General features: G+C 67.3%; 38 protein-coding genes and 1 pseudogene. 35 read left to right on the plus strand and 4 right to left on the minus strand.

All coding sequences use genetic code 11. The annotated features are described in order from the left end of the window. Positions 1-1,611: an efflux RND transporter periplasmic adaptor subunit gene (locus tag ASG17_RS08455; RefSeq protein WP_056101745.1), complete on the minus strand. Its 1,611-nt coding sequence runs from the start codon at positions 1,609-1,611 to the stop codon at positions 1-3. Positions 1,612-2,263: 652 nt separating this feature from the next. Between ASG17_RS08455 and rpsL the strand changes: the two genes are divergently transcribed. The 9 genes and pseudogenes from rpsL to ASG17_RS08490 all read left to right on the plus strand — a co-directional run bounded on the left by rpsL (position 2,264) and on the right by ASG17_RS08490 (position 9,327). Beyond that, positions 2,264-2,638, plus strand: a complete 375-nt coding sequence (gene rpsL / locus ASG17_RS08460; protein WP_008260482.1) for a 30S ribosomal protein S12 — start codon at positions 2,264-2,266, stop codon at positions 2,636-2,638. Between the two features lie 38 nt (positions 2,639-2,676). After that, on the plus strand, positions 2,677-3,150 hold the full coding sequence (rpsG, locus tag ASG17_RS08465; RefSeq protein WP_056101747.1) for a 30S ribosomal protein S7: 474 nt from the start codon (positions 2,677-2,679) through the stop codon (positions 3,148-3,150). A 140-nt stretch (positions 3,151-3,290) separates the two neighbouring features. Continuing rightward, positions 3,291-5,372, plus strand: a complete 2,082-nt coding sequence (fusA, locus tag ASG17_RS08470) for an elongation factor G (protein WP_056101750.1) — start codon at positions 3,291-3,293, stop codon at positions 5,370-5,372. Positions 5,373-5,458: 86 nt separating this feature from the next. Beyond that, a pseudogene (locus tag ASG17_RS15180) lies at positions 5,459-5,564 on the plus strand (GTP-binding protein); the annotation flags it as partial. Next, positions 5,559-6,749 carry an elongation factor Tu gene (gene tuf / locus ASG17_RS08475; RefSeq protein WP_056101753.1) on the plus strand — a complete coding sequence of 397 codons (1,191 nt, stop codon included), beginning with the start codon at positions 5,559-5,561 and terminating at the stop codon, positions 6,747-6,749. The pseudogene ASG17_RS15180 and the gene tuf, both read left to right, overlap by 6 nt. 26 nt (positions 6,750-6,775) lie before the next feature. After that, on the plus strand, positions 6,776-6,856 hold the full coding sequence (locus ASG17_RS16030; RefSeq protein ID WP_369796697.1) for a hypothetical protein: 81 nt from the start codon (positions 6,776-6,778) through the stop codon (positions 6,854-6,856). A gap of 176 nt (positions 6,857-7,032) precedes the next feature. After that, entirely contained in the window at positions 7,033-7,380 is a 348-nt protein-coding gene (locus tag ASG17_RS08480) for a glycine zipper domain-containing protein (protein WP_056101755.1), read from the plus strand. A 110-nt stretch (positions 7,381-7,490) separates the two neighbouring features. Continuing rightward, complete coding sequence (locus ASG17_RS15790; protein WP_235560388.1) at positions 7,491-7,697, plus strand: hypothetical protein; 207 nt, start codon at positions 7,491-7,493, stop codon at positions 7,695-7,697. Between the two features lie 40 nt (positions 7,698-7,737). After that, positions 7,738-9,327 (plus strand): carboxylesterase/lipase family protein, encoded by a 1,590-nt coding sequence (locus ASG17_RS08490; RefSeq protein ID WP_056101761.1) that lies wholly within the window; start codon positions 7,738-7,740, stop codon positions 9,325-9,327. Here ASG17_RS08490 and ASG17_RS08495 read toward each other — a convergent pair. The 3 genes from ASG17_RS08495 to ASG17_RS15690 form a co-directional block, all read right to left on the minus strand. Then, positions 9,324-10,361, minus strand: a complete 1,038-nt coding sequence (locus ASG17_RS08495; RefSeq protein ID WP_056101772.1) for a L,D-transpeptidase — start codon at positions 10,359-10,361, stop codon at positions 9,324-9,326. The two genes, ASG17_RS08490 and ASG17_RS08495, sit on opposite strands and share 4 nt — an antisense overlap. A 66-nt stretch (positions 10,362-10,427) precedes the next feature. Continuing rightward, positions 10,428-11,195, minus strand: coding sequence for an SGNH/GDSL hydrolase family protein (locus tag ASG17_RS08500; RefSeq protein WP_056101775.1), 768 nt, complete (start codon positions 11,193-11,195; stop codon positions 10,428-10,430). 41 nt (positions 11,196-11,236) lie between these two features. Next, a complete protein-coding gene (locus tag ASG17_RS15690) occupies positions 11,237-11,398 on the minus strand; it encodes a hypothetical protein (protein WP_200935046.1) in 162 nt (53 codons plus the stop codon). A gap of 126 nt (positions 11,399-11,524) precedes the next feature. On the opposite strand from ASG17_RS15690, the gene ASG17_RS08505 reads away from it, so the two are divergent. The 26 genes from ASG17_RS08505 to secY all read left to right on the plus strand — a co-directional run bounded on the left by ASG17_RS08505 (position 11,525) and on the right by secY (position 26,738). Continuing rightward, positions 11,525-12,658 carry a GNAT family N-acetyltransferase gene (locus ASG17_RS08505; protein ID WP_056101779.1) on the plus strand — a complete coding sequence of 378 codons (1,134 nt, stop codon included), beginning with the start codon at positions 11,525-11,527 and terminating at the stop codon, positions 12,656-12,658. 2 nt (positions 12,659-12,660) lie between these two features. After that, on the plus strand, positions 12,661-13,581 hold the full coding sequence (locus ASG17_RS08510) for a cupin-like domain-containing protein (RefSeq protein WP_235560389.1): 921 nt from the start codon (positions 12,661-12,663) through the stop codon (positions 13,579-13,581). A gap of 233 nt (positions 13,582-13,814) precedes the next feature. Then, positions 13,815-14,687, plus strand: coding sequence for a GIN domain-containing protein (locus ASG17_RS08515; protein ID WP_056101783.1), 873 nt, complete (start codon positions 13,815-13,817; stop codon positions 14,685-14,687). A 98-nt stretch (positions 14,688-14,785) separates the two neighbouring features. After that, complete coding sequence (locus tag ASG17_RS08520) at positions 14,786-15,319, plus strand: hypothetical protein (protein ID WP_162238783.1); 534 nt, start codon at positions 14,786-14,788, stop codon at positions 15,317-15,319. A gap of 286 nt (positions 15,320-15,605) precedes the next feature. Then, positions 15,606-15,911 (plus strand): 30S ribosomal protein S10, encoded by a 306-nt coding sequence (gene rpsJ, locus ASG17_RS08525; protein ID WP_003164367.1) that lies wholly within the window; start codon positions 15,606-15,608, stop codon positions 15,909-15,911. A gap of 19 nt (positions 15,912-15,930) precedes the next feature. Further along, positions 15,931-16,683 (plus strand): 50S ribosomal protein L3, encoded by a 753-nt coding sequence (gene rplC / locus ASG17_RS08530; RefSeq protein ID WP_056101787.1) that lies wholly within the window; start codon positions 15,931-15,933, stop codon positions 16,681-16,683. Then, a complete protein-coding gene (gene rplD, locus ASG17_RS08535; RefSeq protein ID WP_056101790.1) occupies positions 16,683-17,321 on the plus strand; it encodes a 50S ribosomal protein L4 in 639 nt (212 codons plus the stop codon). The genes rplC and rplD overlap by 1 nt, the downstream gene beginning before the upstream one ends. Next, entirely contained in the window at positions 17,321-17,626 is a 306-nt protein-coding gene (locus tag ASG17_RS08540; protein ID WP_056101793.1) for a 50S ribosomal protein L23, read from the plus strand. Before rplD ends, ASG17_RS08540 begins: the two co-directional genes overlap by 1 nt. A 4-nt stretch (positions 17,627-17,630) precedes the next feature. Then, a complete protein-coding gene (gene rplB, locus ASG17_RS08545; RefSeq protein ID WP_056101795.1) occupies positions 17,631-18,464 on the plus strand; it encodes a 50S ribosomal protein L2 in 834 nt (277 codons plus the stop codon). Positions 18,465-18,466: 2 nt separating this feature from the next. After that, positions 18,467-18,745, plus strand: coding sequence for a 30S ribosomal protein S19 (rpsS, locus tag ASG17_RS08550; protein ID WP_056101798.1), 279 nt, complete (start codon positions 18,467-18,469; stop codon positions 18,743-18,745). A gap of 3 nt (positions 18,746-18,748) precedes the next feature. Next, positions 18,749-19,129: a 50S ribosomal protein L22 gene (gene rplV / locus ASG17_RS08555; protein WP_056101800.1), complete on the plus strand. Its 381-nt coding sequence runs from the start codon at positions 18,749-18,751 to the stop codon at positions 19,127-19,129. Then, entirely contained in the window at positions 19,129-19,884 is a 756-nt protein-coding gene (gene rpsC, locus ASG17_RS08560; RefSeq protein WP_056101803.1) for a 30S ribosomal protein S3, read from the plus strand. Before rplV ends, rpsC begins: the two co-directional genes overlap by 1 nt. A 3-nt stretch (positions 19,885-19,887) precedes the next feature. Continuing rightward, positions 19,888-20,328 carry a 50S ribosomal protein L16 gene (gene rplP / locus ASG17_RS08565; protein WP_056101805.1) on the plus strand — a complete coding sequence of 147 codons (441 nt, stop codon included), beginning with the start codon at positions 19,888-19,890 and terminating at the stop codon, positions 20,326-20,328. Further along, a complete protein-coding gene (gene rpmC, locus ASG17_RS08570) occupies positions 20,328-20,525 on the plus strand; it encodes a 50S ribosomal protein L29 (RefSeq protein ID WP_056101807.1) in 198 nt (65 codons plus the stop codon). Before rplP ends, rpmC begins: the two co-directional genes overlap by 1 nt. A 9-nt stretch (positions 20,526-20,534) precedes the next feature. Further along, positions 20,535-20,774 carry a 30S ribosomal protein S17 gene (rpsQ, locus tag ASG17_RS08575; protein ID WP_056101810.1) on the plus strand — a complete coding sequence of 80 codons (240 nt, stop codon included), beginning with the start codon at positions 20,535-20,537 and terminating at the stop codon, positions 20,772-20,774. Positions 20,775-20,792: 18 nt separating this feature from the next. Next, positions 20,793-21,161: a 50S ribosomal protein L14 gene (rplN, locus tag ASG17_RS08580; RefSeq protein WP_056101813.1), complete on the plus strand. Its 369-nt coding sequence runs from the start codon at positions 20,793-20,795 to the stop codon at positions 21,159-21,161. A 1-nt stretch (position 21,162) separates the two neighbouring features. Continuing rightward, entirely contained in the window at positions 21,163-21,471 is a 309-nt protein-coding gene (rplX, locus tag ASG17_RS08585; protein WP_056101814.1) for a 50S ribosomal protein L24, read from the plus strand. Next, entirely contained in the window at positions 21,471-22,031 is a 561-nt protein-coding gene (gene rplE / locus ASG17_RS08590) for a 50S ribosomal protein L5 (protein ID WP_056101817.1), read from the plus strand. The genes rplX and rplE overlap by 1 nt, the downstream gene beginning before the upstream one ends. A gap of 19 nt (positions 22,032-22,050) precedes the next feature. Beyond that, positions 22,051-22,356, plus strand: coding sequence for a 30S ribosomal protein S14 (gene rpsN / locus ASG17_RS08595; protein ID WP_056101820.1), 306 nt, complete (start codon positions 22,051-22,053; stop codon positions 22,354-22,356). A 14-nt stretch (positions 22,357-22,370) separates the two neighbouring features. Next, positions 22,371-22,769: a 30S ribosomal protein S8 gene (rpsH, locus tag ASG17_RS08600; protein ID WP_056101822.1), complete on the plus strand. Its 399-nt coding sequence runs from the start codon at positions 22,371-22,373 to the stop codon at positions 22,767-22,769. Position 22,770: 1 nt separating this feature from the next. After that, complete coding sequence (gene rplF, locus ASG17_RS08605) at positions 22,771-23,304, plus strand: 50S ribosomal protein L6 (RefSeq protein ID WP_056101826.1); 534 nt, start codon at positions 22,771-22,773, stop codon at positions 23,302-23,304. Between the two features lie 3 nt (positions 23,305-23,307). Then, positions 23,308-23,664: a 50S ribosomal protein L18 gene (rplR, locus tag ASG17_RS08610; RefSeq protein WP_056101829.1), complete on the plus strand. Its 357-nt coding sequence runs from the start codon at positions 23,308-23,310 to the stop codon at positions 23,662-23,664. 12 nt (positions 23,665-23,676) lie between these two features. Continuing rightward, complete coding sequence (rpsE, locus tag ASG17_RS08615) at positions 23,677-24,285, plus strand: 30S ribosomal protein S5 (protein ID WP_056101832.1); 609 nt, start codon at positions 23,677-23,679, stop codon at positions 24,283-24,285. 3 nt (positions 24,286-24,288) lie between these two features. Next, complete coding sequence (gene rpmD, locus ASG17_RS08620) at positions 24,289-24,474, plus strand: 50S ribosomal protein L30 (protein ID WP_056101834.1); 186 nt, start codon at positions 24,289-24,291, stop codon at positions 24,472-24,474. 195 nt (positions 24,475-24,669) lie between these two features. Further along, on the plus strand, positions 24,670-25,260 hold the full coding sequence (rplO, locus tag ASG17_RS08625) for a 50S ribosomal protein L15 (RefSeq protein ID WP_056101838.1): 591 nt from the start codon (positions 24,670-24,672) through the stop codon (positions 25,258-25,260). 104 nt (positions 25,261-25,364) lie between these two features. Further along, the gene (gene secY, locus ASG17_RS08630) at positions 25,365-26,738 is read left to right on the plus strand and encodes a preprotein translocase subunit SecY (protein WP_056101841.1); all 1,374 of its coding nucleotides are present in this window, start codon (positions 25,365-25,367) and stop codon (positions 26,736-26,738) included. The last annotated feature ends 2 nt before the right edge of the window (positions 26,739-26,740 follow it).

Here is a 26,740-nt window from a genome sequence, read left to right on the forward strand (position 1 = left end):
TCAGCGCGGAGGCGGGCCGCCGGCGCCGCCGCCGAGCCCTCCGACGCCGCCGACACGGCGCTGGGCCTGCGCTTGCGCCGCCGCATTGACCGCGCGGGGGCCGCCGCCGGTGATGACCTGATCACCCGCCTTGAGGCCGCCGCCGGTGATCTGGGTATAGCTGCCGTCGGTGGCGCCGGTGCGGACCGGGACCGCCACGGGCTTGCCGTCCCGCAACACCCAGACCACGCCGCGCCCGCCGCCGCCGGCGAACTGGCTGCGCAGGGTCTCCAGCTTCGTCTGCTGGTCAGGGCGCAGCAGCGGCTTAATCTCGTCGAAGGCGGCGTTGAAGGCGGCCGCCATGGCCGGGTTACGACGCCCGCCCGAGCCCTGACCGCCCTGGCGCTGGCCGCCCGCGGCGCCCGATCCCTGGGGCCGGCTGGCGCGCGCGGTCTGCTGGGCGCGTTGCAGGATCGGCTCGACCTTGGCCTTCTGGGCGGCGTCGAGGTTCAACTCCTCGACGATCCGCGCCGCCATGTTGCCGCGCTGGCCGCCCTGGCCTCCCGCGCGTTGCCCGCCCTGGGCGCCGCCCCGCTGCGCGCCCGTCTGGGCCGTCATGCCGGCCGGAGTGAAGCGTAGGGCGGAGTTCGGCACGCGCAGCACGTTGCGCTGCTGGCTCAGGATGATTTCGGCATTGGCCGTCATGCCCGGCAGCAACCGCTCGCCGGGGTTCGCCGCCTCAGCCTCGACCGTGTAGGCGACCACGTTCGATTCGGCCGTCGGCAGCATGCGGATGCGCGTGACCTGACCGGTGAAGGTGTCGTTCGGATAGGCGTCGACGGTGAACCGCACCGGCTGGCCGACCTTGACCGAGCCGATGTCGGCCTCGTCGACGTTGATAAGCGCCTGCACCCGCGACAGGTCCTGCGCCAGGGTGAACAGCACCGCGACGTTTAGGCCCGAGGCGACGGTCTGGCCCGGCTCGATCTGGCGGTCGATGACGACACCGTCGATGGGCGCCACGATGGTGGTGCGGCCCAGATTGGCTTGGTTGGAGCGCAGGGCCGCCTGTTGCTGGGCGACCTGGGCCTGGGCGGCGCGGACGGCCGCGCGGGCGGTCCGCAGCGAGGCGCTGGCGGTATCCAGCGCCGCCTGGGCGACGATGCCGCGATCGAAGAGGAATTTCTGCCGATCGTATTCGGCTTGGGCCAGGGCGACCGAAGCCTGTTGCTGCGCCACGCTGGCCTGCGCCGCCTGCACCGACGCGGCCGACTGCTCGACAGAGGACCGCTGCGTCTGCGGGTCCAGAACGGCCATGACCTGACCCTTGCGGACGCGGTCGTTGTAGTCGACCAGCACCTGGGTCACCTGACCGGACAGCTGCGAACCCACCTCGACGGTGACCAGCGCCTCCAGCGTGCCCGACGCCGAGACCGACGAGACGATCTCGCCGGTCGCCGCCGCCTCGGTGCGGTACGGATCGGCCTTCTCGTCGCCGCGCAGGAAGAAGAACCACACGGCCACGATGGCCAGCACGAGCACGCCCAGTCCGATCCACAGCCCGCCCTTGGGCGCGCGGAACCGGCGCTTCGGCTTGGTCTTGGGTGCGGCGGAGAAGGGCGTGGCGGTCATAGGCGGTTCGTCCGGTAGGCTGTGTTAGGCTGGTAAACGCGTGAACGGCTCTGATCCGTCGCGGAGGGCGGCATGATCCCTATGATTGTTGCAGGCGTGTTTCTGGCGGCTCAGGCCAACGCCGATCAACCTACGGACACAGTCCACCGAACAGGCGTCGTTGTCCTGTCTTGCCACTTGGACCTAGGCAGTCCGAGGCACTGCGAGGTGGTGTCTGAGGATCCACCCGACGCTGGCTTCGGTGAGGCAGCTCTACGATCCATGGCTCGGGCACGTTTCCCTGCTTCCGCATACAATACGAGGAGGGGACGGGCACGTTTCACCGTGCGCTTTCGTCTACAGGACGACCAACCCTCGGCCAACGAGGCAGCGCGGCCGCCTGTAAACTCCGCCCCGCTTGACGTTACACCCCCTTCCGAGTAAACGCCGCTCACCTTCGAGGCGGGCTTCGGCTCTTCGCGTCGGTCACAATCGAACGTACGGGCTGTGCCCGCCGGAATGCCCATAGCGCGCGTTCCGGCTTTTGCGTTTGGGCGTGGCCCCGTGGTCTCGATGACAACCCGGGCGGAGGAATGGTCCTCCGTTCATAAGAAGGCGAGGGGCGCTCCGGCCGACAGGCACACGCCCCCATCAGAAGTCGAGACTGCCTTTAATGCCTACGATCAATCAGCTGATCCGCAAGCCGCGCAAGCCCAAGCCCACCCGTAACAAGGTGCCGGCCCTGGAGGGTTCGCCCCAGCGTCGCGGCGTCTGCACCCGCGTCTATACGACGACCCCGAAGAAGCCGAACTCGGCGCTGCGTAAGGTCGCCAAGGTCCGCCTGGCCAAGAACGGCTACGAAGCCGTGTGCTACATCCCCGGCGAGGGCCACAATCTGCAGGAGCACTCGGTGGTCCTGATCCGCGGCGGCCGCGTGAAGGACTTGCCCGGCGTCCGCTACCACATCCTGCGCGGCGTGCTCGACACGCAGGGCGTCAAGGACCGCAAGCAGCGCCGTTCGCACTACGGCGCCAAGCGTCCGAAGTAAGCCCAGCAGCGCCCGTACAGATTTAAGAGGATCAACCCATGTCCCGTCGTCACCGCGCACAGAAGCGCGAAGTCCTGCCGGATCCCAAGTTCGGCGACCTGATCGTCACCAAGTTCATGAACTACGTCATGTACGAGGGCAAAAAGGCCGTCGCCGAAAACATCGTCTACGGTGCGTTCGACATCCTGGCCGACAAGAAGAAAGACCAGGAGCCGGTCGCGACCTTCCACACCGCGCTGGACAACGTCGCCCCGTCGGTCGAAGTCCGCTCGCGCCGCGTCGGCGGCGCCACCTACCAGGTGCCGGTCGAGGTCCGTCCGGACCGTCGTCGCGCTCTGGCCATCCGCTGGCTGGTCAACGCCGCGCGCAAGCGTGGTGAGAACACCATGACCGAAAAGCTGGCGGCCGAGCTGCTGGACGCTTCGAACAACCGCGGCACCGCCGTGAAGAAGCGCGAAGACACCCACAAGATGGCCGAAGCCAACCGCGCCTTCAGCCACTACCGCTGGTAAGGCCTTAAAGAGGCCCCTTCGGCTTCTTACATACGTGACTATCCGGCGCGGGCGGTTTGAGCTAAATCGCCCGCGCCCGCTTATCCGACATTCCGGGACGCTTCTGACGGCGTCCGCCCCTGTTTCCAAGGCACGCTCTCATGGCCCGCACGCACAAGCTCGAGGACTACCGCAACTTCGGCATCATGGCCCACATCGATGCGGGCAAGACGACGACGACCGAGCGGATCCTGTATTACACCGGCAAGAACCATAAGATCGGCGAAGTCCACGACGGCGCCGCGACCATGGACTGGATGGACCAGGAGCAAGAGCGCGGCATCACGATCACCTCGGCTGCGACGACCGCCTTCTGGCAGGGCAAGCGCCTGAACATCATCGACACCCCCGGGCACGTCGACTTCACCATCGAGGTCGAGCGCTCGCTGCGCGTGCTGGACGGCGCCGTGACGGTGCTGGACGGAAACGCCGGCGTCGAGCCGCAGACCGAGACCGTCTGGCGTCAGGCCGACAAGTACAAGGTTCCGCGGATCGTCTTCGTCAACAAGATGGACAAGATCGGCGCCGACTTCGACGCGTCGGTCCAGTCGATCCGCGACCGCCTGGGCGCCAAGGCCGTGCCGATCCAGTTCCCGATCGGTTCGGAGAGCTCGCTGTCGGGCCTGGTCGACATCGTCGAAATGCGTTCGGTCGTCTGGGACAACGACGCCTTGGGCGCCAACTTCACCATCGGCGAGATCCCGGCCGACCTGGTGGACAAGGCCAATGAGGCTCGCCAGTACCTGATCGACAATGCCGTCGAGCTCGATGACGAGGCGATGGAAGCCTATCTGGACGGGACCGAGCCTTCGGTCGACGTGCTGAAGAAGTGCATCCGCAAGGCCGTGCTGACCGGCGCCTTCTATCCGATCCTCTGCGGCTCGGCCTTCAAGAACAAGGGCGTGCAGACGCTGCTGGACGCCGTCGTCGACTATCTGCCGTCGCCGCTCGACATCCCCGCGACCCCGGGCATCGACTTCAAGACCGAAGAGCCCGTCGTGCGTAAGGCGTCGGACGACGAGCCCCTGTCGATCCTGGCCTTCAAGATCATGGACGACCCGTTCGTCGGCTCGCTGACCTTCTGCCGCCTGTACTCGGGCAAGATGGAAACCGGCCAGAACCTGCTGAATTCCAGCCGCGACAAGAAAGAGCGCGTCGGCCGGATGCTGCAGATGCACTCGAATAACCGTGAAGACGTCAAGGAAGCCTACGCCGGCGACATCGTCGCCCTGGCCGGCCTGAAGGACACCCGCACCGGCGACACCCTGTGCGATCCCCTGAAGTCGCCGGTCATCCTGGAGAAGATGGAATTCCCGGCCCCGGTCATCGAGATCTCGGTCGAGCCCAAGACCAAGGCTGACCAGGAAAAGCTGGGTGTGGCCTTGGCCAAGCTGGCTTCGGAAGATCCGTCCTTCACCGTCTCGACCGACCACGAGTCGGGCCAGACGATCCTGAAGGGCATGGGCGAGCTGCACCTGGACATCAAGATCGACATCCTGAAGCGCACCTACAAGGTCGAGGCCACCATCGGCGCGCCGCAGGTCGCCTATCGTGAATCGCTCGGCCGCAAGGTCGACATCGACTACACCCACAAGAAGCAGACCGGCGGTACGGGCCAGTTCGCCCGCGTCATGATCACCTTCGAGCCCGGCGAGCCGGGTACGGGCTTCGTGTTCGAGAACTCGATCGTCGGCGGCGCGGTGCCCAAGGAATACATCCCGGGCGTCGAAAAGGGCCTGACGTCGGCCAAGGACAACGGCCTGCTGGCCGGATTCCCGCTGATCGACTTCAAGGCGACCCTGACCGACGGCAAATACCACGACGTCGACTCCAGCGTGCTGGCCTTCGAAATCGCATCGCGCGCCGCGTTCCGCGAACTGAAGGAGAAGGGTTCGCCCAAGCTGCTCGAGCCGATCATGGCGGTCGAGGTCGTGACCCCCGAGGACTATCTCGGCTCGGTCATTGGCGACCTGAACGGCCGTCGCGGCATGATCCAGGGTCAGGACATGCGCGGCAACGCCACCGTCGTGAACGCCTTCGTGCCGCTGGCCAACATGTTCGGCTATGTGAACACGCTGCGCGGCATGTCGCAGGGCCGCGCCGCCTTCACCATGCAGTACGACCACTACGAGCCGGTGCCGCAACACGTCGCCGACGAAGTCATCAAGAAGTACAGCGCCTAAACCAACCAATCCCGGCGGCTGTTCAGGCCGCTGGACCCCTGAAAATCTAGGACTAAGCCCCCTGTTCAGGGGACGGAGAGAAGAGAATGGCCAAGGAAAAGTTCGAACGTAACAAGCCGCACTGCAACATCGGCACGATCGGTCACGTTGACCACGGCAAGACGACGCTGACGGCGGCGATCACGAATGGCCAAGGAAAAGTTCGAACGTAACAAGCCGCACTGCAACATCGGCACGATCGGTCACGTTGACCACGGCAAGACGACGCTGACGGCGGCGATCACGATGACGCTGGCGAAGGCCGGCGGCGCCAAGGCGATGAACTACGCCGACATCGACGCGGCGCCGGAAGAGAAGGCGCGCGGCATCACGATCAACACGGCGCACGTCGAGTATGAGACGGCCAACCGTCACTATGCCCACGTCGACTGCCCCGGCCACGCCGACTATGTGAAGAACATGATCACCGGCGCCGCCCAGATGGACGGCGCGATCCTGGTGGTCTCGGCCGCCGACGGCCCGATGCCGCAGACGCGCGAGCACATCCTGCTGGCCCGTCAGGTCGGCGTGCCGGCGCTGGTCGTGTTCATGAACAAGGTCGACCTGGTCGACGACGAGGAGCTGCTGGAGCTCGTCGAGATGGAAGTGCGCGAGCTGCTTTCGTCCTACCAGTTCCCGGGCGACGACATTCCAATCACCAAGGGCTCGGCCAAGGCCGCGACCGACGGCGTGAACCCGGAGATCGGCGAGAACATGGTTCTGGCGCTGATGGAAACCGTCGACGCCTACATCCCGCAGCCGGAACGTCCGGTCGACCTGCCGTTCCTGATGCCGGTGGAAGACGTCTTCTCGATCTCGGGCCGTGGTACGGTCGTGACCGGACGCGTCGAGCGCGGCATCGTCAAGGTCGGTGAGGAAGTCGAGATCGTCGGCATCCGYCCSGTCCAGAAGACGACYTGCACGGGCGTSGAAATGTTCCGCAAGCTGCTGGACCAGGGCCAGGCGGGCGACAACGTCGGCGTGCTGCTGCGCGGCACCAAGCGTGAAGACGTCGAGCGCGGCCAGGTGCTGTGCAAGCCGGGCTCCATCACCCCGCACACCAAGTTCCTGGCCGARGCCTACATCCTGACCAAGGAAGARGGCGGCCGTCACACGCCGTTCTTCACSAACTACCGCCCGCAGTTCTACTTCCGCACSACGGACGTGACCGGCATCGTKCACYTGAAGGAAGGCGTCGAGATGATCATGCCCGGCGACAACGCCGAGCTGAACGTCGAGCTGATCACGCCCATCGCCATGGAAGAGAAGCTGCGCTTCGCCATCCGTGAAGGCGGCCGCACCGTCGGCGCCGGCGTCGTGGCCAAGATCATCGCCTGAACGTCGAGCTGATCACGCCCATCGCCATGGAAGAGAAGCTGCGCTTCGCCATCCGTGAAGGCGGCCGCACCGTCGGCGCCGGCGTCGTGGCCAAGATCATCGCCTGACAGCTACATCTGAGCTGAACGACAGAGCCCCCGCCGGAGCGATCCGGCGGGGGCTTTTGTTTAGGCGCCCCCATGTCCTCCCTGTTCCTCTGGGAGCGGGTAGAGAGGGAACACCCCTCCGATGCTCCGCGTTCGGCCCGTGGCGCTCGCATCGGCGCCGATTCAGGAGTTTCCCGATGAAGGCCTTGTTGACTTTGGCCGCCGTCACCGGCGCCACCCTGTTGACCGGCGCGTGCGCGACGACGGACGGCTACGCCTCGCGGTGCGAGCGGGACTATGCGGAGAACCAGCGCTACGCCACCGCCAGCGGCGCGGCCCTGGGCGCCATCGCAGGGGCGGCCATCGCGGGCGAAGGCAATCGCGAGCGGGGGGCGGCGATCGGCGCCCTGGTCGGAGGCCTGGCCGGCAACCAGCTGTCCGAACGCGACGACCCCTGCGGCTACGGCTTCGGCGGGTATAACCGCGACGGGCGATACGGCTACGAGCGGGTGCCGCACCGCGATTATTACGGTCGCCGCTACTGATCTATCCCACCACCCCGGACGGGCGGTACTTCGTCGTCCGGGGCCGGCTGTGGCGATGCTCCAACCCGGCGCTCGATGCGGCCGAGCGCGAGCGGCTGGTGAAGGCCCTGATGAGTGCGCGCAGCGCCGTGGGGCGCGCACGGCGGGCCGCTGACCGCGCCGCGCTGGCTGAGGCCGGGCAGGCGGTCGACGAGGCCAAGGTCGCGCTGGGCGAGCGCGGACCCGTCTGGTGGAGCGACGGCGCGCCGGACTACAATCGTCACCTGGCGAAGAACACGCCCTATGCCGCTTGGGCGGCGGAAACGCAGGCCGGTTAGGGCGTTGTCCGCCGGTCCCCGAAAACAGCCAAGGTTGTCGATGCGTCGTTTGCTGGTTTTGGCCCTCGGCCTGACGCTGTCGGCCTGTGCGACCCATCCCGGACGTGTGAACGCCGTACGGTTCGCTTTCGACGCCGAGCCGGTGCTTGCCAATGTCGAGGGCGGCGCGGTGCGGGGTGTCGAAGGCAAGGGCGTGCGCGCCTTTCTCGGCCTGCCGTTTGCGGCCCCGCCGGTGGGCGAACGGCGCCTGCGCGCGCCGCAGCCGGTCGAGCCGTGGGAGGGCGTGCGGGACGCCACACGGATCGGCGCGGACTGCACCCAGGCGATCGGGCGCAAGGCCATCCTGGGCGGCGGCGGCGGGATCGTCGTGGGGTCGGAGGACTGTCTGTTCCTGAATGTCTACGGCCCGGCCGAGGCGTCGGGGCCGGTTCCGGTCATCGTCTACATCCCCGGCGGCGCCTTCACGATCGGATCGGGCGCCAACTACGATCCCAGCCGGCTGGCGCGCGAGCAGGGGCGGGTGGTGGTCACCGTCAACTATCGCCTCGGAGCCTTGGGCTGGCTGGCGCACCCGGCGCTGGCGTCCGAGGGCGGGGTGGGCGGCGAGTTCGGACTGATGGACCAGCTGGCGGCCCTGCAGTGGGTGCACAGGAACATCGCGGCCCTGGGCGGCGACCCGAACGACGTGACGTTGATGGCCGAGAGCGCGGGGGCGTGGAGCGCCTGTTATCTGATGGTGTCGCCCCAGGCCGACGATCTGTTTCAGCGCGTGATCCTGCAGAGCGGGGCGTGTCTGGAGCCGACGTCGCTGGTCCCGGCCGCCAGCGCCGCGGTCGATGGCGAGCGCTTCGCGGCGGGGCTGGGGTGCGAGGGGCCGGACGTGGTCGCCTGCCTGCGCGCCCTGCCGGCCGGCACGCTGTCGACGGCCGCCTCCACCCGGTCGGGCCTGAACGGGCCGGGGTCTTGGGGCCCGGTCTATGGCGGGGTGGTCGCGCCGGAGAGCCCGGCGACGGCCTTTGTCTCGGGTCGCTACAAGCCTCGTCCGGCGCTTATCGGCACCAATCTGGACGAGGGGCGGCTGTTCGCGACCGAGGTGCGCGACATGGACCGCTACAACAAGGAAACCGTCTGGATGTACGCCGACGACGGGCCGCGCGTGCTGGAGCGATATCCGGTGGGACCCGAGGGACCGGCCTACGCCATCGCATCCAGCTTCACCGACAGCCGGTTCGCCTGTCCCAGCCATGCGCTGCGCCGCGTGCTGTCGCGCCATGCCCCGGTGCATGGATACGAGTTCGCGGATCGCAACGCGCCCATCGCGGCGCCCGACTGGCTGACCGGCATGGACATGGGCGCCTTCCACGCCAGCGAGCTGGCCTATGTGTTCGGGACGAGTTGGGTGTTCGCCGACCCCGGCAAGTTCACGCCGCAGCAGAAGGCGCTGTCGGACCGGATGATGCGGCTGTGGGCCGGGTTCGGGCACGAGGCGGACAGCGAGTGGCCGGCGGTGAACGACGACGGCGAGCCGGTGCGGGTGTTCGCGCCCGAGGGCGACCAGATGGACGACACCTTCTTCGACCGCCACCAGTGCGCCTTCTGGGGCGGCACGATGTGGGGCGCGGTCTCCTAGCGGAGCGTGACGCGCACACCCGGCTTCACGGCGGCCGCCAGTTGTTCAGCGTCCCAGTTGGTCAGGCGGATACAGCCGTGCGAGGCCGTCTTGCCGATCAGCGCCGGGTCAGGCGTGCCGTGGATGCCGTAGGTGTCGCGCGACAGGTCGATCCAGACCGAGCCGACCGGATTGTTGGGGCCGGCGGCGACGATCAGCTTCTCAGTACCGGATCCGTAGGTCAGGCGGGTGGGGTCGTATGTGTAGGTCGGCTCGGGGGCGACGCCCTTGATCGTCAGCTCGCCAGACGGGGCGGGGCGGTCCTCGCTGCCGACGGTGGCGGGGTAGAAGGCCACCCGGCGGTTCTGGGCGTCATAGGCGCTGACGGTGTTGGCGGTCTTTTCGATCACCACGTGATCGACATCGGGCAGGGCGGCGGGATTGATGACCGGGACGATGATCTGCTCGCCCGCCTTGGCGAAGTCGACGCCGGGGTTCAACGCGGCCAGCAGGGCCTGGGTGACGTGGAACTTCTCGGCCAGCGCCTCGCGCGGGTTTTCGTAGCCGAGGGCGGGGAGGCGGGCCTGGGCCTCGGTCCCCTCCGGCGTCTCGCCGATGAAGGGGCCGGCCACGTCGCCGGCGGCGATGGTGTAGACCGTGAGTGCGGGCTGGTTGTCGGCGGCAGTCAGGCTCTGCAGCAGGGCGGCGTCGATGCCGCCTTCGCCCAGGTTCTTGTCGGCGCGATAGGCGGCGACGGCGTTGTCGAGGTTCGACCCGGCCAAGCCGTCCACGGCGCCGGTGGAATAGCGGGCGCGGGCCAGCAGGATCTGCAGACGGATCAGGCCGGCGTTCGGCGCCACGACGGCGTTGAGATCGGCCGGGGCGGGAACGGGCGCAGGCGTGGCGCCGTCGATGGCTGCGGTGGACAGGCCGTATCCCATGGTCCGGTTCGCCGTTTCATTCCGGACCGGGGCGCCCTGTCCGTCCTGTTGGGGCGATCCGCAGGCGGCCAGCATGAGGGCGGCGACGATGGGCGAAAGGCGGGACAGGGTCATGACGGCTCCGGAATCTGAGCCGGTCCAACCCCTTGGCAAGCGAGAGCGTTCCCCGCGAAACGGCGATCAGCGAAGGGCGGCGGCCAGAGCCTCGCCCGTGATGGCGGCCCAGCAGGCGTATCCCTCGTCATTCAGATGCAGGTCGTCCGGGCCGACCCCGCCGCGCGTCAGCCGGGTCCAGGCGGCCATGGCGTCGAAGCGGCGCTGCACGGCGTAGCCGACGCGGTCGCCCTCCAGCGCGATCATGCGGGCGGCCTCGCCGAGCTGCGCGTTGCGGCCACGTGTGTTGACGTTGACCTCGTCGGGCGGAAGCCGCTGCGGGTCGATCAGCAGCACGTCCACGGCGGCGGCGGTCAGCACGGCCTCGCCGCGTTGCATGTCGGCGGCGACATCGTTCCAGGGACGGGCGCGCATGACGTCGTTGGTGCCGACCTGCCAGATGACCAGGTCGGGGCGGTGGTCCGCCAGCTCCTTGCCCAGACGGTCGACGGTCTCGCGCGCCGTCTCGCCGCCCACGCCGCGGTTGACGACATCGACCTGAACGCCCGGCAGGCGGCGGCGCAGGTCGGTCTGGAGCAGGGGGACGAAGCCGCGCTCATAGGCGCTGGCACCCCAGCCGGCGATGCTGGACGAGCCGACGGCCAGGATGGTCACCTTGCCGCGCGCCACAGCCGCGCGCGTGCGGGCCAGGCCGTCGGCGGCCAGGACGATGCTCTCGGCGTTGACGGGGCAGGCCGCTTCGTTGACCGGCGGGGTCTCGGCCGGCGTCGGCAGGACCGGTTCGGCGGACTGGGCGCGGGCTGGCGAGGCCAGCGCCAGCACCAGCCCGCCCACGGCGAAGGCCGCGACGCCGAGAAGAAGGGCGGCGCTCAGTCTCAGTTCTGTTCTCCGGTCGCCGGGTCGGTGTCGGTCTCGCCCGAGTTGGACGACCCTTCGGCGCCGGCAGGCTCAGTGGCCGGGCGCGGGGGCTCGCCGTCGGCGGCTGGAACCTTCAGGTTCTCGTTCTCGGTTTCGCGATTGTCGGGACGGTCGGTCATTCGGCTAATCCTTAGAGCGGATGGTGGCCAAGGCAACGCCCGGGACGGGCCGATCGCTCCGCCGACACGGTTCATTCACCATCCGGATCAACCAGACTTTCAGCCTGCCGCTTTAGGGTGACCCGCATGACGAGACGGTTCGAAGTCGAGATCGTGCGCCCGGACGGGCTGACGGACGCGGATATCGCGGCGTGGCGCGGGATGCTGGACGCCAATCCGGCGCTGGCCAGCCCGTACTTCCGGCCCGAGTTCGCCCAGATCGCCGGGCGGGTCAGCCCGCGCGCGGCCATTGCCCGGTTCAGCCGGGACGGCGCGGTGGTCGGCTACTTCCCGCATCAGCGGCGGGGCGGGGCGGTGCAGGCGCTGGGCGCGCCGATGAACGATTATCACGGCGTGGTCTCTCGGCCGGGCGAGGGCCCCAGCCTGGAAGAGGCGGCGCGTCTGCTGGGCGGATCGCGGCTGAACGTCGGCGCCTGGGTGGGCGAAGGCGAGGCGGGATTCGAGCGCCAGACCATGCAGGTCGCCCTGCCGACCGGAGGCTATGACGCCTGGTACGACGAGCAGCGCCAGACGTGGGGCAAATACTTCAAGGACAAGGAACGGGCGCGACGCAGCCTGGAAAGCGAGCTGGGGCCCGTGCGGGTCGAGCGCGGTCTGCGCGACCCGGCGCTGCTGGACCAGCTGATCGCCCTCAAGCGCGAGCAGTACCAGCGGACGGCGCGTCACGACGTCTTCGCCTGCGGCTGGACGGCCGAGCTGCTGCACGAACTGATGCGTGACCGGCGCAAGGGCTTCGGCGCGTCGATGGCGGCCATGTGGGCGGGCGGCAAGCTGGTGGCGATCGAATATTCGCTGCACGCCGACGATCGCTATCACTTCTGGTTCCCGGCCTATGTGCCCGAGCTGGCGCGCTGTTCGCCGGGCATCCTGCTGAGCATGGACACCATGCGGCTGGCGTCGGCCGAGGGTTACCGGGTGTTCGACTTCGGCTTCGGCGGCGAGGGGTACAAGAAGTACTTCTGCAACGCCGAGGAGACGGTGCGCGAGGCCGTGGTGTTGAGGCCCGGCGTCGGTTCGGCGCTGAGCGACGCGGCCGTGGGTCTGCTGGGCCAGCGCGGCCAGGCGCTGCGCACCAGCGTCCGGCGCCGGTGGGCCGCCATCGAGGCGTGCGAAGTGACGCCGATCAATCGTTTCAAGGGGGCGGTCGCGGCCGCCCAGGCCGCCGCCGGGAAGTTCGCTCCCACGCCGGCGAGAGGATGACCATGCTGCAAGCCGTGACCGACCGCACCCGCTATCCCGGCCCGATCCGCCAGGCCGCCATCCATCCGCACCGGCTGGTCCAGCAGGGTTTCGCGGAGGATCAGGCGCTGGCCGATGTGCTGGACCGCTATCCGGCCGACCTGTTCGACATCAACCTGTACGACTACGACGACGAGGGGCAGGTGTCCTTGCGCACCGGCGCACGCGGCCGGCTGTCGGGCGCGGACCTGCTGACGGCGATCCAGCAGGGGCGCCTGTGGGTCAATCTGCGCAGCGTCGAGAAGGGCTGGCCCGAGCTGTGGGCCGCCGCCATGGACGAGTTCGCGCGCATTCAGTCGGCCTATCCGGGCATGAAGGCGGTGACCAACGCCGGCCAGCTGATCCTGTCGTCGCCGGCGGCCAAGGTGCCGTATCATTTCGATCCGGCGGGCGTGGTGCTGTTCCACATGCGGGGGCGCAAGCGCCTCTGGATCTATCCGGGGGACGAGGCGCACCTGCCCGAGCGCAACATGGAGCAGGTGGTGGCGCGCCAGACGACGGAGGAGCTGCCCTATGTGCGCGCCTTCGACGGCGAGGCGCAGGTGATGGACCTGGAGCCGGGCGAGGCGCTGACCTGGCCGTTGTATGCACCGCACCGGGTGGAGAACCTGGACCGGTTCTGCGTGAGCCTGTCGATGGACTTCCAGACCTGGCCGTCGCGGCTGCGGAACGGGGCGCTTTATACGAACGCGGTGCTGCGCAGCCGGGGGCAGCGTCCGCGCTTCACCGACCGCATGACCCAGCCGGAGCTGGCGGCGCGCTGGGCGGCGTCGCTGGCGCTACGGCGCGTGGGCGGGCTGAAGAGCAAGCTGGTGCATTTCGAACGGGACTTCGAACCGCAGGTCGGCGCGGCCGACGGGGCAGGGGCGCTGCGGGCCACCTAGGGCCGTCATTCCGGGGCCGCGAAGCGGCGCCCGGAACCCAGGGGACTGGGTGTGACGACCGATCCAGCGACCGCGACGTCCAGTCACCTGGGTTCCGGGTTCTTCGCTGCGCTTCGCCCCGGAATGACGGCGAGAGCGACCGGTGTTCGTTACAACGACTTCATGACCTCGGTTTAAGATGACTTGGCGGCCTGCTGGTCGCACCTTCCTTTCAACAGGGAAGGAACACCGCCATGAAGTCACTGATGCTCGCTGCCGTCGCCACGAGCGCGCTGGGGTTCGCCGCCGTCGCCGCGCCGGCCTCGGCCGCTGATGTCGAGATCCGCCACGCCGTCGCGCGCGTCGTGGTGATCCCCGAGGATCGCTCGGACATCGCGGTCGAAATCGAGCCGGGTCGGGCCAACCTGCCGGCGCTGACGGTGCGTCGCCGGGGCGGCGAGGTCCGCATAGACGGCGAGCTGGGCCGCAACGCCATCGGCGACTGCTCCGACGAGCGCGAGGGCGCCCGCCTGCCGGGCGAGGGGGCCTCCGTCGACGTGCGCGGCCGGGGCCGCATCGCCCTGGCCGACGCGCCGCTTGTGGTGGTGCGCACCCCGCGCGCGGTGGACATCAACGCCGACGACGGCGCCTTCGGCTCCATCGGGCGCGGCGCATCATCGATCGAACTGGGCAGCGGCGGATGCGGCGCCTGGACGGTGGCCAATACGACAGGCCGGATGTTGCTGGCCGTGGGCGGCTCCGGCTCGATCCGCGCCGGTAGCTCGGGCGAACTGAAGGCGGCGGTCGGCGGATCCGGCTCCATCATGGCCGGCCCGACCGGCCGGCTGGATGGCGCCATCGGCGGCTCGGGCGACATCACCGTGGCGCGCATCAGCGGTGGCCAGGCCAAGATCGCCATCGGCGGCTCGGGCGACGTCCTGATCCGCGAAGGCGACACGCCCAACCTGAACGTCGCCATCGGCGGCTCGGGCGATGTGACCTACGGCGGCCGCGCCGGGACGGCTTCCGTCTCGATCGCCGGATCGGGCGACGTGCGCGTGCGGGAGGTGACCGGCGAGGTCCGCCGCGCGGTCGTCGGATCGGGCACGGTGACCATCGGCCGCTGACCCCCACCCGCCTTAGACCGTTCAGAGGCCCCGTCGCGCCTGCGGCGGGGTCTCTTCAATTGCGGTGCGATGCAGTGCAACGTCGTCCGATGAAGCGGATGGCCGTCCTCCTTGCACTCGTCGCTATGCCGGCCGTCGCTGCGGCGCAGGAAGCGGGTCCGGCCGCGCCGCCGGAGGGAATCGTCTGGATGGCGCTGCGCGACATCAACGAAATCTATTTCGACGCAGACGACCCGACCGACCGGCCGCCGCTGGTCACGGCCGCGCCGCAGGGCATGATCCGCCAGGTCGACATCAGCCGAGACGGCCGCCCGGACTGGCTGGTCGATTACGAGGCGGCAGGGCAGGGCGCCTTCTGCGGCACCGGCGGATGCCTGGAGCGGCTTTATGTCAGCACCCCGGATGGCCTGATGCGCGCGTTCGACCAGCAGGCCATGGACTTCCAGATCGTGGAAAGAGACGGCGAGCCGCGTCTGGACATGATGGTCCACCACCTGTTCTGCGAGCCCGAGACCTGGGACTGCAGGGCAGCATTCCGGTGGGACGCGGCGGCGCGAAAGATGGTTCCGGCGGCCGTCGCCGAGGGTTTCGCGGCAGCCGTCAGCTTTCCTCCGCTCGAGAGCGAAGAGTAGCGCTTCGCCGCCGTTTCGCCGCTTGACGAAAACGGAATCGGTCGTCATAAGCGCCCACTCTTGTTGGACCGGCTGTGCACTTCGGTGCAGACGCGGTCCGCAGGAACGACCTGAGTTACTGTTCTTTGTAGCGACTTAGGACTTCAGCGGCCTTCGCGGGTAACTGCGTGGGCCGATCGTTTTTGCGGACGTGCGTACTCTGAGGGCTCTCGAGCCCGAAGGCCTCCGGTCTTTGAAATGGTTCACAGGGACGCAGGTTCAGACCTGCTTGGGAATAAGCACCGATATGGATCAAAGCATCCGCATCAGGCTCAAGGCCTTCGATCACCGCGTCCTCGACTTTTCGACGCGCGAGATCGTCAATACCGCCAAGCGCACCGGCGCGACCGTTCGTGGTCCGATTCCGCTGCCGACCCTGATCGAAAAGTTCACCGTGAACCGCTCGCCGCACGTCGACAAGAAGTCGCGCGAGCAGTTTGAAATCCGCACGCACAAGCGTGTCCTCGATATCGTCGATCCGACCCCGCAGACCGTGGACGCGCTGATGAAGCTCGACCTGTCCGCCGGCGTCGACGTCGAAATCAAGATTTAAGAATAGAAGGCGGGATCCGATGCGCACGGGCGTGATCGCCAAGAAGCTGGGCATGACCCGCGTGTTCGCCGAAGACGGCGCGCACGTTCCGGTCACTGTGCTTCAACTCGACGGCTGCCAAGTCGTCGGCCAACGCACTCAGGAGCGGGACGGCTACGTCGCCCTGCAGCTGGGCGCGGGGGCCAAGAAGGCCAAGCGGACGAACAAGGCTCAACGCGAGTCTTTCGGCAAGCTGTCGGTCGAACCGAAGGCCTATGTCACCGAGTTCCGCGTCGATGCGGACGCGATGATCGACGTGGGCGCCGAGTTCACGGCGGACCACTTCGTCGTCGGCCAGAAGGTGGACATCCAGGGCCCGACCATCGGCAAGGGCTTCGCCGGCGCCATGAAGCGCTGGAACTTCGGCGGCCTGCGGGCGACCCACGGCGTGTCGGTCTCGCACCGCTCGCACGGTTCGACGGGTAACCGTCAGGATCCGGGCCGCACCTTCCCGGGCAAGAAGATGGCCGGCCACCTGGGCCAGGAAACCGTCACCCAGCAGAACCTGACCGTCGTGCGCGTCGACACCGACCGCGGCCTGATCCTGATCAAGGGCGCCGTCCCGGGTCACGACGGCACCTACGTCAAGGTCAGCGACTCCATCAAGAAGGCCCGTCCGGCCGAGGCCCCGTTCCCGGGCGCCATCAAGTCGGCCGCGTCTGCTGCTCAACCCGCCTCGACCCCGGCTGAAGAAGCCCCGGCCGTCGAAGCGACCGAAGGCGGTGAAGCGTAATGAAACTCTCGGTCATCAAACTGGACGGCGGCGCCGCCGGAGACGTCGAGCTGTCGGACGAAGTGTTCGGCATCACCGACATCCGCGGCGACCTGCTGGCCCGCATGGTCAACTACCAGCTGGCCAAGCGCCGCGCCGGTACGCACAAGGTTCAAACCCGCAACGAGAACTCTCGTACGGGCAAGAAGATGTACAAGCAGAAGGGCACCGGCGGCGCCCGTCACGGCTCGCGTCGCGCGCCGCAGTTCATCGGCGGTTCGCGCGCCTTCGGCCCGGTCGTTCGCTCGCACGCGTTCGACCTGCCCAAGAAGGTCCGCGCCCTGGCCCTGCGTCACGCCCTCAGCTCCAAGGTCAAGGCCGGCGAGCTGGTCGTGGTGGATGCGCTGAACGTGACGGAGGCCAAGACGGCCTCGCTGCGTGAAACCTTCGGCAAGCTGGGCTGGACCAAGGCCCTGATCATCGCCGGTCCGGAAGTCGAGACCAACTTCGGTCTCGCCGCCCGCAACATTCCGCACATCGACGTCCTGCCGAACGCCGGCCTGAACGTCTACGACGTGCTGAAGTCCGGTAAGCTGGTGCTGACCAAGGCCGCCGTCGAGGCGATCGAGGCGCGCTATTCCAAGACGGAGGCCGCGTAATGGCCGGCGCACAACCCACCGCCAAACACTACGACACCATCCTGTCGCCGATCATCACCGAGAAGGCGACGATCCTGTCGGAACAGAACAAGGTCGTGTTCCGCGTCGCCGGAACCTCGACCAAGGACGAGATCGCCGCGGCGGTCGAAAGCCTGTTCAAGGTCAACGTCCTGAAGGTCAATACGCTGGTGACCAAGGGCAAGACCAAGCGCTTCCGGGGCATCCTCGGTCGTCGCGTCGACATCAAAAAAGCGATCGTGACGCTGGCCGAAGGCCAGTCGATCGACGTCACCACGGGGCTCTGATCAGATGGCCTTGAAGACCTACAATCCGACATCGCCGGGCCGTCGCGCCCTTGTGCTGATCGACCGTTCGGAGCTCCACAAGGGCCGTCCGGAAAAGTCGCTGACCGAAGGCCTGACCAAGTCGGGCGGACGCGGTCAGGGCGGCCGGATCGCCGTTCGCTTCCGTGGCGGCGGCGCCAAGCGCCTGTATCGCAAGATCGACTTCAAGCGTCGCAAGTTCGCCACGGCGACCGTCGAACGCCTGGAATACGATCCGAACCGCACCGCGTTCATCGCCCTGGTGAACTACGAGGACGGCGAGAAGGCCTACATCATCGCGCCGCAACGCCTGAAGGCGGGCGACACGGTCGTGGCCGGCGAAAAGACGGACGTTAAGCCCGGCAACGCCATGCCGCTGCGCTCGATGCCCGTCGGCACCATCATCCACTGCGTGGAAATGAAGCCGGGCAAGGGCGCCCAGCTGGCCCGTTCGGCCGGCGCCTACGCCCAGCTGGTGGGTCGCGATCAGGGTTACGCCCAGATCCGCCTCGGCTCCGGCGAGCTGCGCATGGTGCTGGACACCTGCATGGCCACGGTGGGCGCCGTTTCGAACGCCGACCACATGAACCAGAACCTGGGCAAGGCTGGCCGGGTTCGTCACATGGGCTTCCGTCCGCACGTCCGCGGCGTCGCCATGAACCCGATCGACCACCCGCACGGTGGTGGTGAAGGCCGGACCTCTGGCGGCCGGACCCCGGTCACGCCGTGGGGCAAGGACACCAAGGGCGCTCGTACCCGCAAGAACAAGGCCACGGACAAGTTCATCATCCGTAGCCGCCACGTGAAGAAGGCTCGCTAAAGATGGCCCGCTCCTCCTGGAAAGGCCCGTTCGTCGACGGGTATCTGCTCAAGAAGGCCGAGACGGTTCAGTCGTCGGGCCGCAAGGACGTGATCAAGACCTGGTCGCGCCGCTCCACCATCCTGCCGCAGTTCGTCGGCCTGACGTTCGGTGTCCACAACGGCCAGAAGCATGTGCCGGTGATGGTCAACGAAGACATGGTCGGCATGAAGTTCGGCGAGTTCTCCCCGACCCGGAACTTCCCGGGCCACGCGGCGGACAAGAAGGCCAAAAGGAAGTAACCGATGGCCCAGACAAAGAACGTCCGCCGGGTCGCCCCGACCGAAGCCCGCGCCAAGCTGGTCAACGTCCGCATCAGCCCTCAGAAGCTGAACCTCGTCGCCCAGTCCATCCGTGGTCTGCCGGTGCAGAAGGCGCTGAACGAGCTGGAATTCAGCCGCAAGCGCATCGCCACCGACGTCCGCAAGGTCCTGTATTCGGCCGTGTCGAACGCCGAGAACAACCACAACCTCGATATCGACTCGCTGGTCGTCGCCGAGGCCTTCGTGGGCAAGAACCTGGTGATGAAGCGTTTCGCGAGCCGCGCTCGTGGCCGCTCGTCGCGCATCCTGAAACCGTTCAGCGAGATCACCATCGTGGTCCGTGAAGCCGGCGAGGCCGCCTGATGGGTCAGAAAATCAATCCGATCGGTTTCCGCCTCGGCGTGAACCGCACGTGGGACAGCCGCTGGTTCGCCGACGGCGCCAACTACGCCCGCCTGCTGCACCAGGACCTGAAGCTGCGCACGTGGCTGAAGGAACGCCTGTCCGGCGCCGGCGTCTCGCGCATCATCATCGAGCGTCCGCACAAGAAGTGCCGCGTGACGATCTACGCCGCCCGTCCGGGCGTCGTGATCGGCAAGAAGGGCGCGGACATCGAGAAGCTGCGCAAGGACATCTCGGCCCTGACCGAAGGCGAGGTTCACCTGAACATCGTCGAGGTCCGCAAACCGGAAACCGACGCCCAGCTGATCGCCGAGAACATCGCGCAGCAGCTGGAACGCCGTATCGCCTTCCGCCGCGCCATGAAGCGCGCGATGCAGTCGGCCATGCGCCTTGGCGCCAAGGGCGTCCGCATCAACGTCTCGGGCCGCCTGGGCGGCGCCGAAATCGCGCGGATGGAATGGTATCGTGAAGGCCGCGTGCCGCTGCACACCCTGCGCGCCGACATCGACTACGGCTTCATCCAAGCCAAGACGACCTACGGCATCATCGGCGTGAAGGTCTGGGTGTTCAAAGGCGAAGTGCTCGAGCACGACCCGATGGCCCAGGACAAGCGCTGGGCTCAGGAAGCCGCCGGCCCGTCGTCCAACGAAGGCCGTGAACGTGGTGGCCCGCGCGGCGACCGTGGCCCGCGCCGTGACCGGGGACGTGAGAACTAAGTCATGCTGCAACCGAAGAAGACCAAGTACCGCAAGGCCTTCAAGGGCCGCATCCACGGCTCGGCCAAGGGTGGCTTCTCGCTGAACTTCGGCTCGTACGGGCTGAAGACGGTGGAGCCGGAACGCATCACCGCGCGTCAGATCGAAGCGGCCCGCCGCGCGATCACCCGCCAGATGAAGCGTCAGGGCCGCGTCTGGATCCGCGTCTTCCCGGACGTGCCGGTTTCCGGCAAGCCCGCTGAAGTCCGGATGGGCAAGGGCAAGGGCGCCGTGGACCACTGGGCCGCGCGCTGCCACCCCGGCCGTATCCTGTTCGAAATCGACGGCGTGCCGGACGACGTGGCCCGTGAAGCGCTGCGTCTCGGCGCCGCCAAGCTGCCGGTCCGCACCAAGGTGGTCACCCGCCTCGACGCCGGCATCGCGCACGTTGAGGAAGCCGCCTGATGACGAAGATCGCCGACCTGCGGTCCCTGACCGCCGATCAACTGGCCGACGAGCTGCTGAAGCTCAAGAAGGAACAGTTCAACCTGCGCTTCCAGGCTGCCACCGGCCAGCTTGAGAAGACCCACCGCGTGGGCGAGATCCGCAAGGACGTCGCCCGCATCTCGACCCTTCTGCGTCAGCAGAAGTCGGCCGCGTAAGGAACGAATATGCCCAAGCGAATTCTCGAAGGCGTGGTCGTCTCCGACAAGGGTGACAAGACCGTCGTCGTGAAGGTCGAACGCACCCTTCTGCACCCGGTGCTGAAGAAGATCGTCCGTCTGTCCAAGAAGTACCACGCCCACGACGAGGCCAACGCGCTGAAAGTCGGCGACGTGGCCCGCATCGTCGAGTGCGCCCCGAAGTCCAAGCTGAAGCGGTGGGAAGTCCTCGCCGCTCCGGCGTCGTAATCAGAAGGATCTGATCTCATGATCCAGATGCAAACTAACCTGGAAGTGGCCGACAATTCGGGCGCCCGCCGGGTCATGTGCATCAAGGTGTTGGGCGGCTCGAAGCGCCGCTACGCCTCGGTGGGCGACACCATTGTCGCCTCGGTCAAGGAAGCCATCCCGCGTGGTCGCGTGAAGAAGGGCGACGTCGTTCGCGCCATCGTCGTGCGCACCGCCAAGGACATCCAGCGCAAGGACGGCTCGGTGATCCGTTTCGACCGCTCGGCCGCCGTCATCGTCAACAAGCAGAACGAGCCGGTCGGCACGCGGATCTTCGGCCCGGTTCCCCGTGAACTGCGCGCCAAGAACCACATGAAGATCATCTCCCTGGCTCCGGAGGTCCTGTAACATGGCCGCCAAGATCAAGAAGGGCGACCGCGTCGTCGTCCTGACCGGCAAGGACAAGGGCCGCACGGGCAACGTGCTGCGCGTCCTGCCGACCGAAAACCGCGTCGTCGTTGAAGGCGTCAACATGGTCCAGCGCCACACGCGCCCGACCCAGGCTGACCCGCAAGGCGGCATCAAGAACAAGGAAGCCTCGCTTCACCTGTCGAACGTCGCGATCGCCGACGCCGCCGGCAAGGCGACGCGCGTCGGCTTCCGCGTCGAAGGGGACCAAAAGGTCCGCTTCGCCAAGACGACGGGAGACGTCATCTGATGGCGACCGAAACCTACACCCCCCGGCTGAAGGCCGAGTACCAGGCGCGCATCCGCCAGGTCATGAAGGAAAAGTTCGGCTACACGAACGAAATGCAGGTGCCCAAGCTGGACAAGATCGTCCTGAACATGGGCGTCGGTGAAGCCGTCGCGGACTCCAAGAAGGCCAATGCGGCCCTCAAGGATCTGACGCAGATCGCCGGCCAGAAGGCCGTCCCGACCAAGGCCCGCAACTCCATCGCCGGCTTCAAGCTGCGTGAAGGCATGACGATCGGCGGCAAGGTCACCCTGCGCGGCGACCGGATGTACGAGTTCCTGGACCGTTTCATCACCGTGGCCCTGCCGCGCGTGAAGGACTTCCGCGGCCTGAAGCCGACCTCGTTCGACGGCCGCGGCAACTACGCGACCGGTCTGAAGGAGCACATCGTGTTCCCGGAGATCAACTACGACGAGATCGATCAGATGTGGGGCATGGACATCGTCGTCTGCACCACGGCCAAGAATGACGACGAGGCGCGCGCGCTTCTGACCGAATTCAAGTTCCCGTTCGTGACGAACTGAGCGGGAAGGGAAAAGCACCATGGCTAAGAAGAGCGCCGTAAACCGCAACGAAGCCGTCAAGGCCCTTGTTGCGAAGTATGCCGCCAAGCGCGAGGCCCTGAAGGCCGTCGCCAACAACGAGAGCCTGCCGCTGGAGGAGCGCTTCGATGCGCGCCTGAAGCTGGCGGCCCTGCCGCGCAACTCGGCCCCGACCCGCATCCGCAACCGCTGCGATGTGACCGGCCGCCCGCGCGCCTACTATCGCAAGCTGAAGATGAGCCGGATCGCGCTGCGTGAACTCGGCAACCTGGGGCAGATCCCCGGCCTGACGAAGTCGAGCTGGTAAGGGGAGCAACGAACATGATGATCAACGATCCCCTGAGCGACATGATCGCTCGCATTAAGAACGCCGCGACCCGCAAGCGTTCCAAGGTGCTGACCCCGGCCTCGCGTCTGCGCCAGCGCGTCCTCGACGTGCTGCAGGACGAAGGCTACATCCGCGGCTATTCGCTGGTTCAGAACCCGGGTGAATTCCCGCAGTTCGAGATCGAGCTGAAGTATTTCGACGGCCAGCCGGTCATCGCCGAGATCGCTCGCGTGTCCAAGCCGGGCCGCCGCGTCTACTCGGCGATCGGCGACCTGAAGCCGATCAAGAACGGCTTGGGCATCTCGATCCTGTCGACGTCCAAGGGCGTTATGTCCGACGCCGCCGCGCGCGACCAGAATGTCGGCGGCGAAGTCCTCTGCAGGGTCTACTAAGATGTCCCGTATCGGTAAGAAAACCATCGCTGTTCCGAAGGGCGTGACTGTCACGCTCGACGGCCAGACCGTCTCCGTGAAGGGTCCCAAGGGCGAACGCTCCTGGACCGTTGCGGACGAGATCGAAGTCACCCAGGGTGACGACGGTCTGTCGCTGGGCCTGAAGTCCGACACCCAACGCGCTCGCGCGATGTGGGGCCTGTCGCGCACCCTGGTCGACAACATGGTCGTGGGCGTCACCGACGGCTTCGACAAGACGCTGGAACTGGTCGGCGTCGGCTATCGCGCCGCGATGAAGGGCAACGCCCTGTCGCTGCAGCTCGGCTTCTCGCACGAAGTCGACATCGACCCGCCCGCCGGCGTGTCGTTCGCGGTGCCGAAGCAGACCGAGATCAAGATCTCGGGCCCGGACAAGCAGGCCGTCGGTCAGATCGCCGCCGTCATCCGCAAGCTGCGTCCGCCGGAGCCCTACAAGGGCAAGGGCGTCCGCTATGCCGGCGAAAAGGTCCGCCGCAAGGAAGGCAAGAAGAAGTAGGTCATGGCTCTCTCTCTTCGACAACAAGCCAAGCGCCGCTCGGAGCGCACCCGCCGCCGCCTGAAGGCTGTCGCCAACGGCCGTCTGCGCCTGTCGGTCAGCCGTTCGGACAAGAACATCTCGGCCCAGGTCATCGACGACGCCCAAGGCGTCACGATCGCCGCCGCCTCGTCGCTGGAAGGCGGCAAGGGCAAGAAGGGCTCGGACGTGGCCGCCGCCGCCGCGATCGGCAAGCTGATCGCCGAACGCGCCATCGAGAAGGGCGTCAAGGACGTCGTCTTCGACCGTGGCTCGTACATCTATCACGGACGGGTGAAGGCGCTGGCGGAAGCCGCGCGTGAAGCCGGCCTGAACTTCTAAGGGACGCGACAGATGGCGCAACAACCCCAGCGTGGCGGCGGCGGCAACGACCGCAATCGTCGCGACAACCGCAACGCTCCCGCCGTCGACGGTCCGGATTCGGACATCGTCGAGAAGCTGGTCCACATCAACCGCGTCGCCGCCACCGTAAAAGGCGGTCGCCGGTTCTCGTTCGCGGCCCTGATGGTCGTCGGCGACGGCAAGGGCCGCGTCGGCTTCGGTCACGGCAAGGCGCGCGAAGTGCCGGAAGCCATCCGCAAGGCGACCGAAGAAGCCAAGAAGACCATGATCAAGGTTCCGCTGCGCGAGAACCGCACCCTGCACCACGACGGCAACGGCCGTTGGGGCGCCGGCAAGATCATGATGCGCGCCGCCCCTCCCGGGACCGGCGTCATCGCGGGCGGCCCGATGCGCGCCGTTCTGGAAACCCTGGGCGTCCAGGACGTGGTCGGCAAGTCGTCCGGCTCGTCCAACCCCTACAACATGATCCGCGCCACGTTCGAAGCGCTGAAGGTGCAGTCCTCGCCCCGTCAGATCGCCAACAAGCGCGGCAAGAAGGTCGCCGACCTGATGGGCCGCCGCAACGACGGCGCCTCGGCGCCCGAAACCGTCGAGAGCTAAGTCATGGCCGAGCAAACCGTCACCATCAAGCAGACCGGTTCGCCGATCCGTCGCAAGTCGGACCAGCGCGCCACCCTGCAGGGCCTCGGCCTGAACCGCCTGGGCCGTGAATCGACCCTGGAAGACACCCCGTCCGTCCGTGGCATGATCGCCAAGGTCGCGCACATGGTGCAGGTGATCGAGAAGTAAGCGTTTCTCCCTCCCCCGACGGGGGAGGGGACGTCGCCGCTTGCGGCGATGGGGTGGGGGCGGCTATAGGCCGCCCTTCATTGCGTTCGGGGCTGTCTCGTCAGAGGCGTCCCGCGGTCGGTTCGCCGGCCATTCAAGACCAACAGCCGAGTCCGTGGTTCGCCGCGGGCGCTAGCACCCGAAAGGATCAGGCACATGAAACTGAACGAAATTCGTGAGAACGAAGGCGCCCACAAGAAGCGCATGCGCGTCGGCCGCGGCCCGGGTTCGGGCAAGGGCAAGACCGCCGGTCGCGGCGTCAAGGGCCAGAAGTCGCGGACGGGCGTCAGCCTGCTGGGCTTCGAAGGCGGCCAGATGCCGCTGTACATGCGCATGCCCAAGCGCGGCTTCAACAATCCCAACGCCCTGAAGCTGGCCGAAGTAAACCTGTGGCGCCTGCAGGACGCCATCGACGCCGGCAAGCTGGACGCCTCGGCCTCCATCGACGGCGCCGCCCTGGTGGCCGCCGGCGTTCTGCGCCGCGCCAAGGACGGCGTGCGCGTCCTGGGCACCGGTGAATTGACCGCCAAGCTGAACCTGGTCGTGTGGTCGGCCACCGCCGGCGCCGTCAAGGCGATCGAAGCGGCCGGCGGCACCGTCGAGCAGCAGCGCATCGCGGCGGAGGCCAAGGCCGCCGCCCGCGTCGAGAAGCGCAACGCCGCCAAGGGCAAGGCTCCGGCCCCCAAGGCTCCGAAGGGCGACGCCAACAAGGTGTCCTCGCGCGATCGCCGCAAGGCCGCCGCGTAATAAGCTGCGCGGGCGGCCTCCCCAAGGGGCCGCTCATCGCCTATCTGGATGCGGCGGGTGCGCTGGTCAGCGAATCCGCTGCGTTCTGACAAGTCGGGGTATCCATGGCATCGGCCGCCGAACAACTCGCAGCCAATATGAACATGGGCTCGTTCGCCAAGGCGACCGAGCTCCATAAGCGTCTGCTGTTCACCCTGGGGGCCTTGCTGGTCTACCGCATCGGCACCTACGTGCCGATTCCTGGGATCAACTCCGAAGCCTTCCTGCAGTTCTTCCAGAACCCGGACGGCCAGCGCGGCATCCTGGACATGTTCAACATGTTCTCGGGCGGCGCGGTGGAGCGGATGGCCGTCTTCGCCCTGAACGTGATGCCCTACATCTCGGCGTCGATCATCGTGCAGCTGATGGGCACGGTGTATCCGCCTTGGGAAAAGCTGCGCAAGGAAGGCGGCGAAAGCGGCCGCAAACAGCTGAACCAGTACACCCGCTATCTGACGGTGTTCCTGGCCCTGGCCCAGTCCTTCGGGATCGCGGCGGGCCTGAACGCCCAGGCCGGCCTGGTCGATGCGCCGGGCGCCTTCTTCATCATCTCCACCGTCGTCACCCTGACGGGCGGCACCATGTTCCTGATGTGGCTGGGTGAGCAGGTGACCAGCCGCGGCGTCGGCAACGGCATCTCGCTGATCATCTTCGCCGGTATCGTGGCGGTTCTGCCCGGTACGGTGGCGCGCCTGTTCGGCCTGGCCCAGCAAGGCCAGCTGTCGGCCTTCGCGCTGCTGTTCATCGTGCTGATGATGGTCGCCGTCGTGGTCTTCATCGTCTTCATGGAGCGGGCCCAGCGTCGTCTGCTGATCCAGTATCCGAAGCGCCAGGAAGGCAACCGGATGGCCGGGGGCGAACGCTCGTTCCTGCCGCTGAAGGTCAACACCGCCGGCGTCATCCCGCCGATCTTCGCCTCGTCGCTGCTGCTGCTGCCGTCGACCGTGGCGCAGATGACGGCCAACGCCGATCTGCCGTCATGGATGAGCTGGCTGCCGGCCGTGACGGGGCAGCTGCAGCACGGACAGCCGCTGTTCACGGTGCTGTACGCCCTGCTGATCGTCTTCTTCTGCTTCTTCTACACCTCGATCACCTTCAATCCCGAGGACACGGCCGAGAACCTGCGCAAGTACGGCGGCTTCCTGCCGGGCATCCGCCCGGGCAAGCGGACGGCGGAGTACCTGGACTATGTCCTGACCCGCCTGACGGTGATCGGCGCCGCCTACATCACCGCCGTGTGCCTGCTGCCCGAGATCATCGTCGCAAACTTCGGCAACAGCCTGTACTTCGGGGGGACGTCGATTCTGATCGTCGTGTCCGTGACCATGGACACGGTGGCCCAGATCCAGTCTCAACTGTTGGCGCACCAGTACGAAGGCCTGATCAAGAAGGCCAAGCTTCGGGGCCGGGGTCGCACCCCCACCCCGGTCCGGCGATAGCA

It is taken from the genome of Brevundimonas sp. Leaf363 (assembly GCF_001424025.1).
In the GTDB taxonomy this organism is placed as follows: Bacteria; Pseudomonadota; Alphaproteobacteria; order Caulobacterales; family Caulobacteraceae; genus Brevundimonas.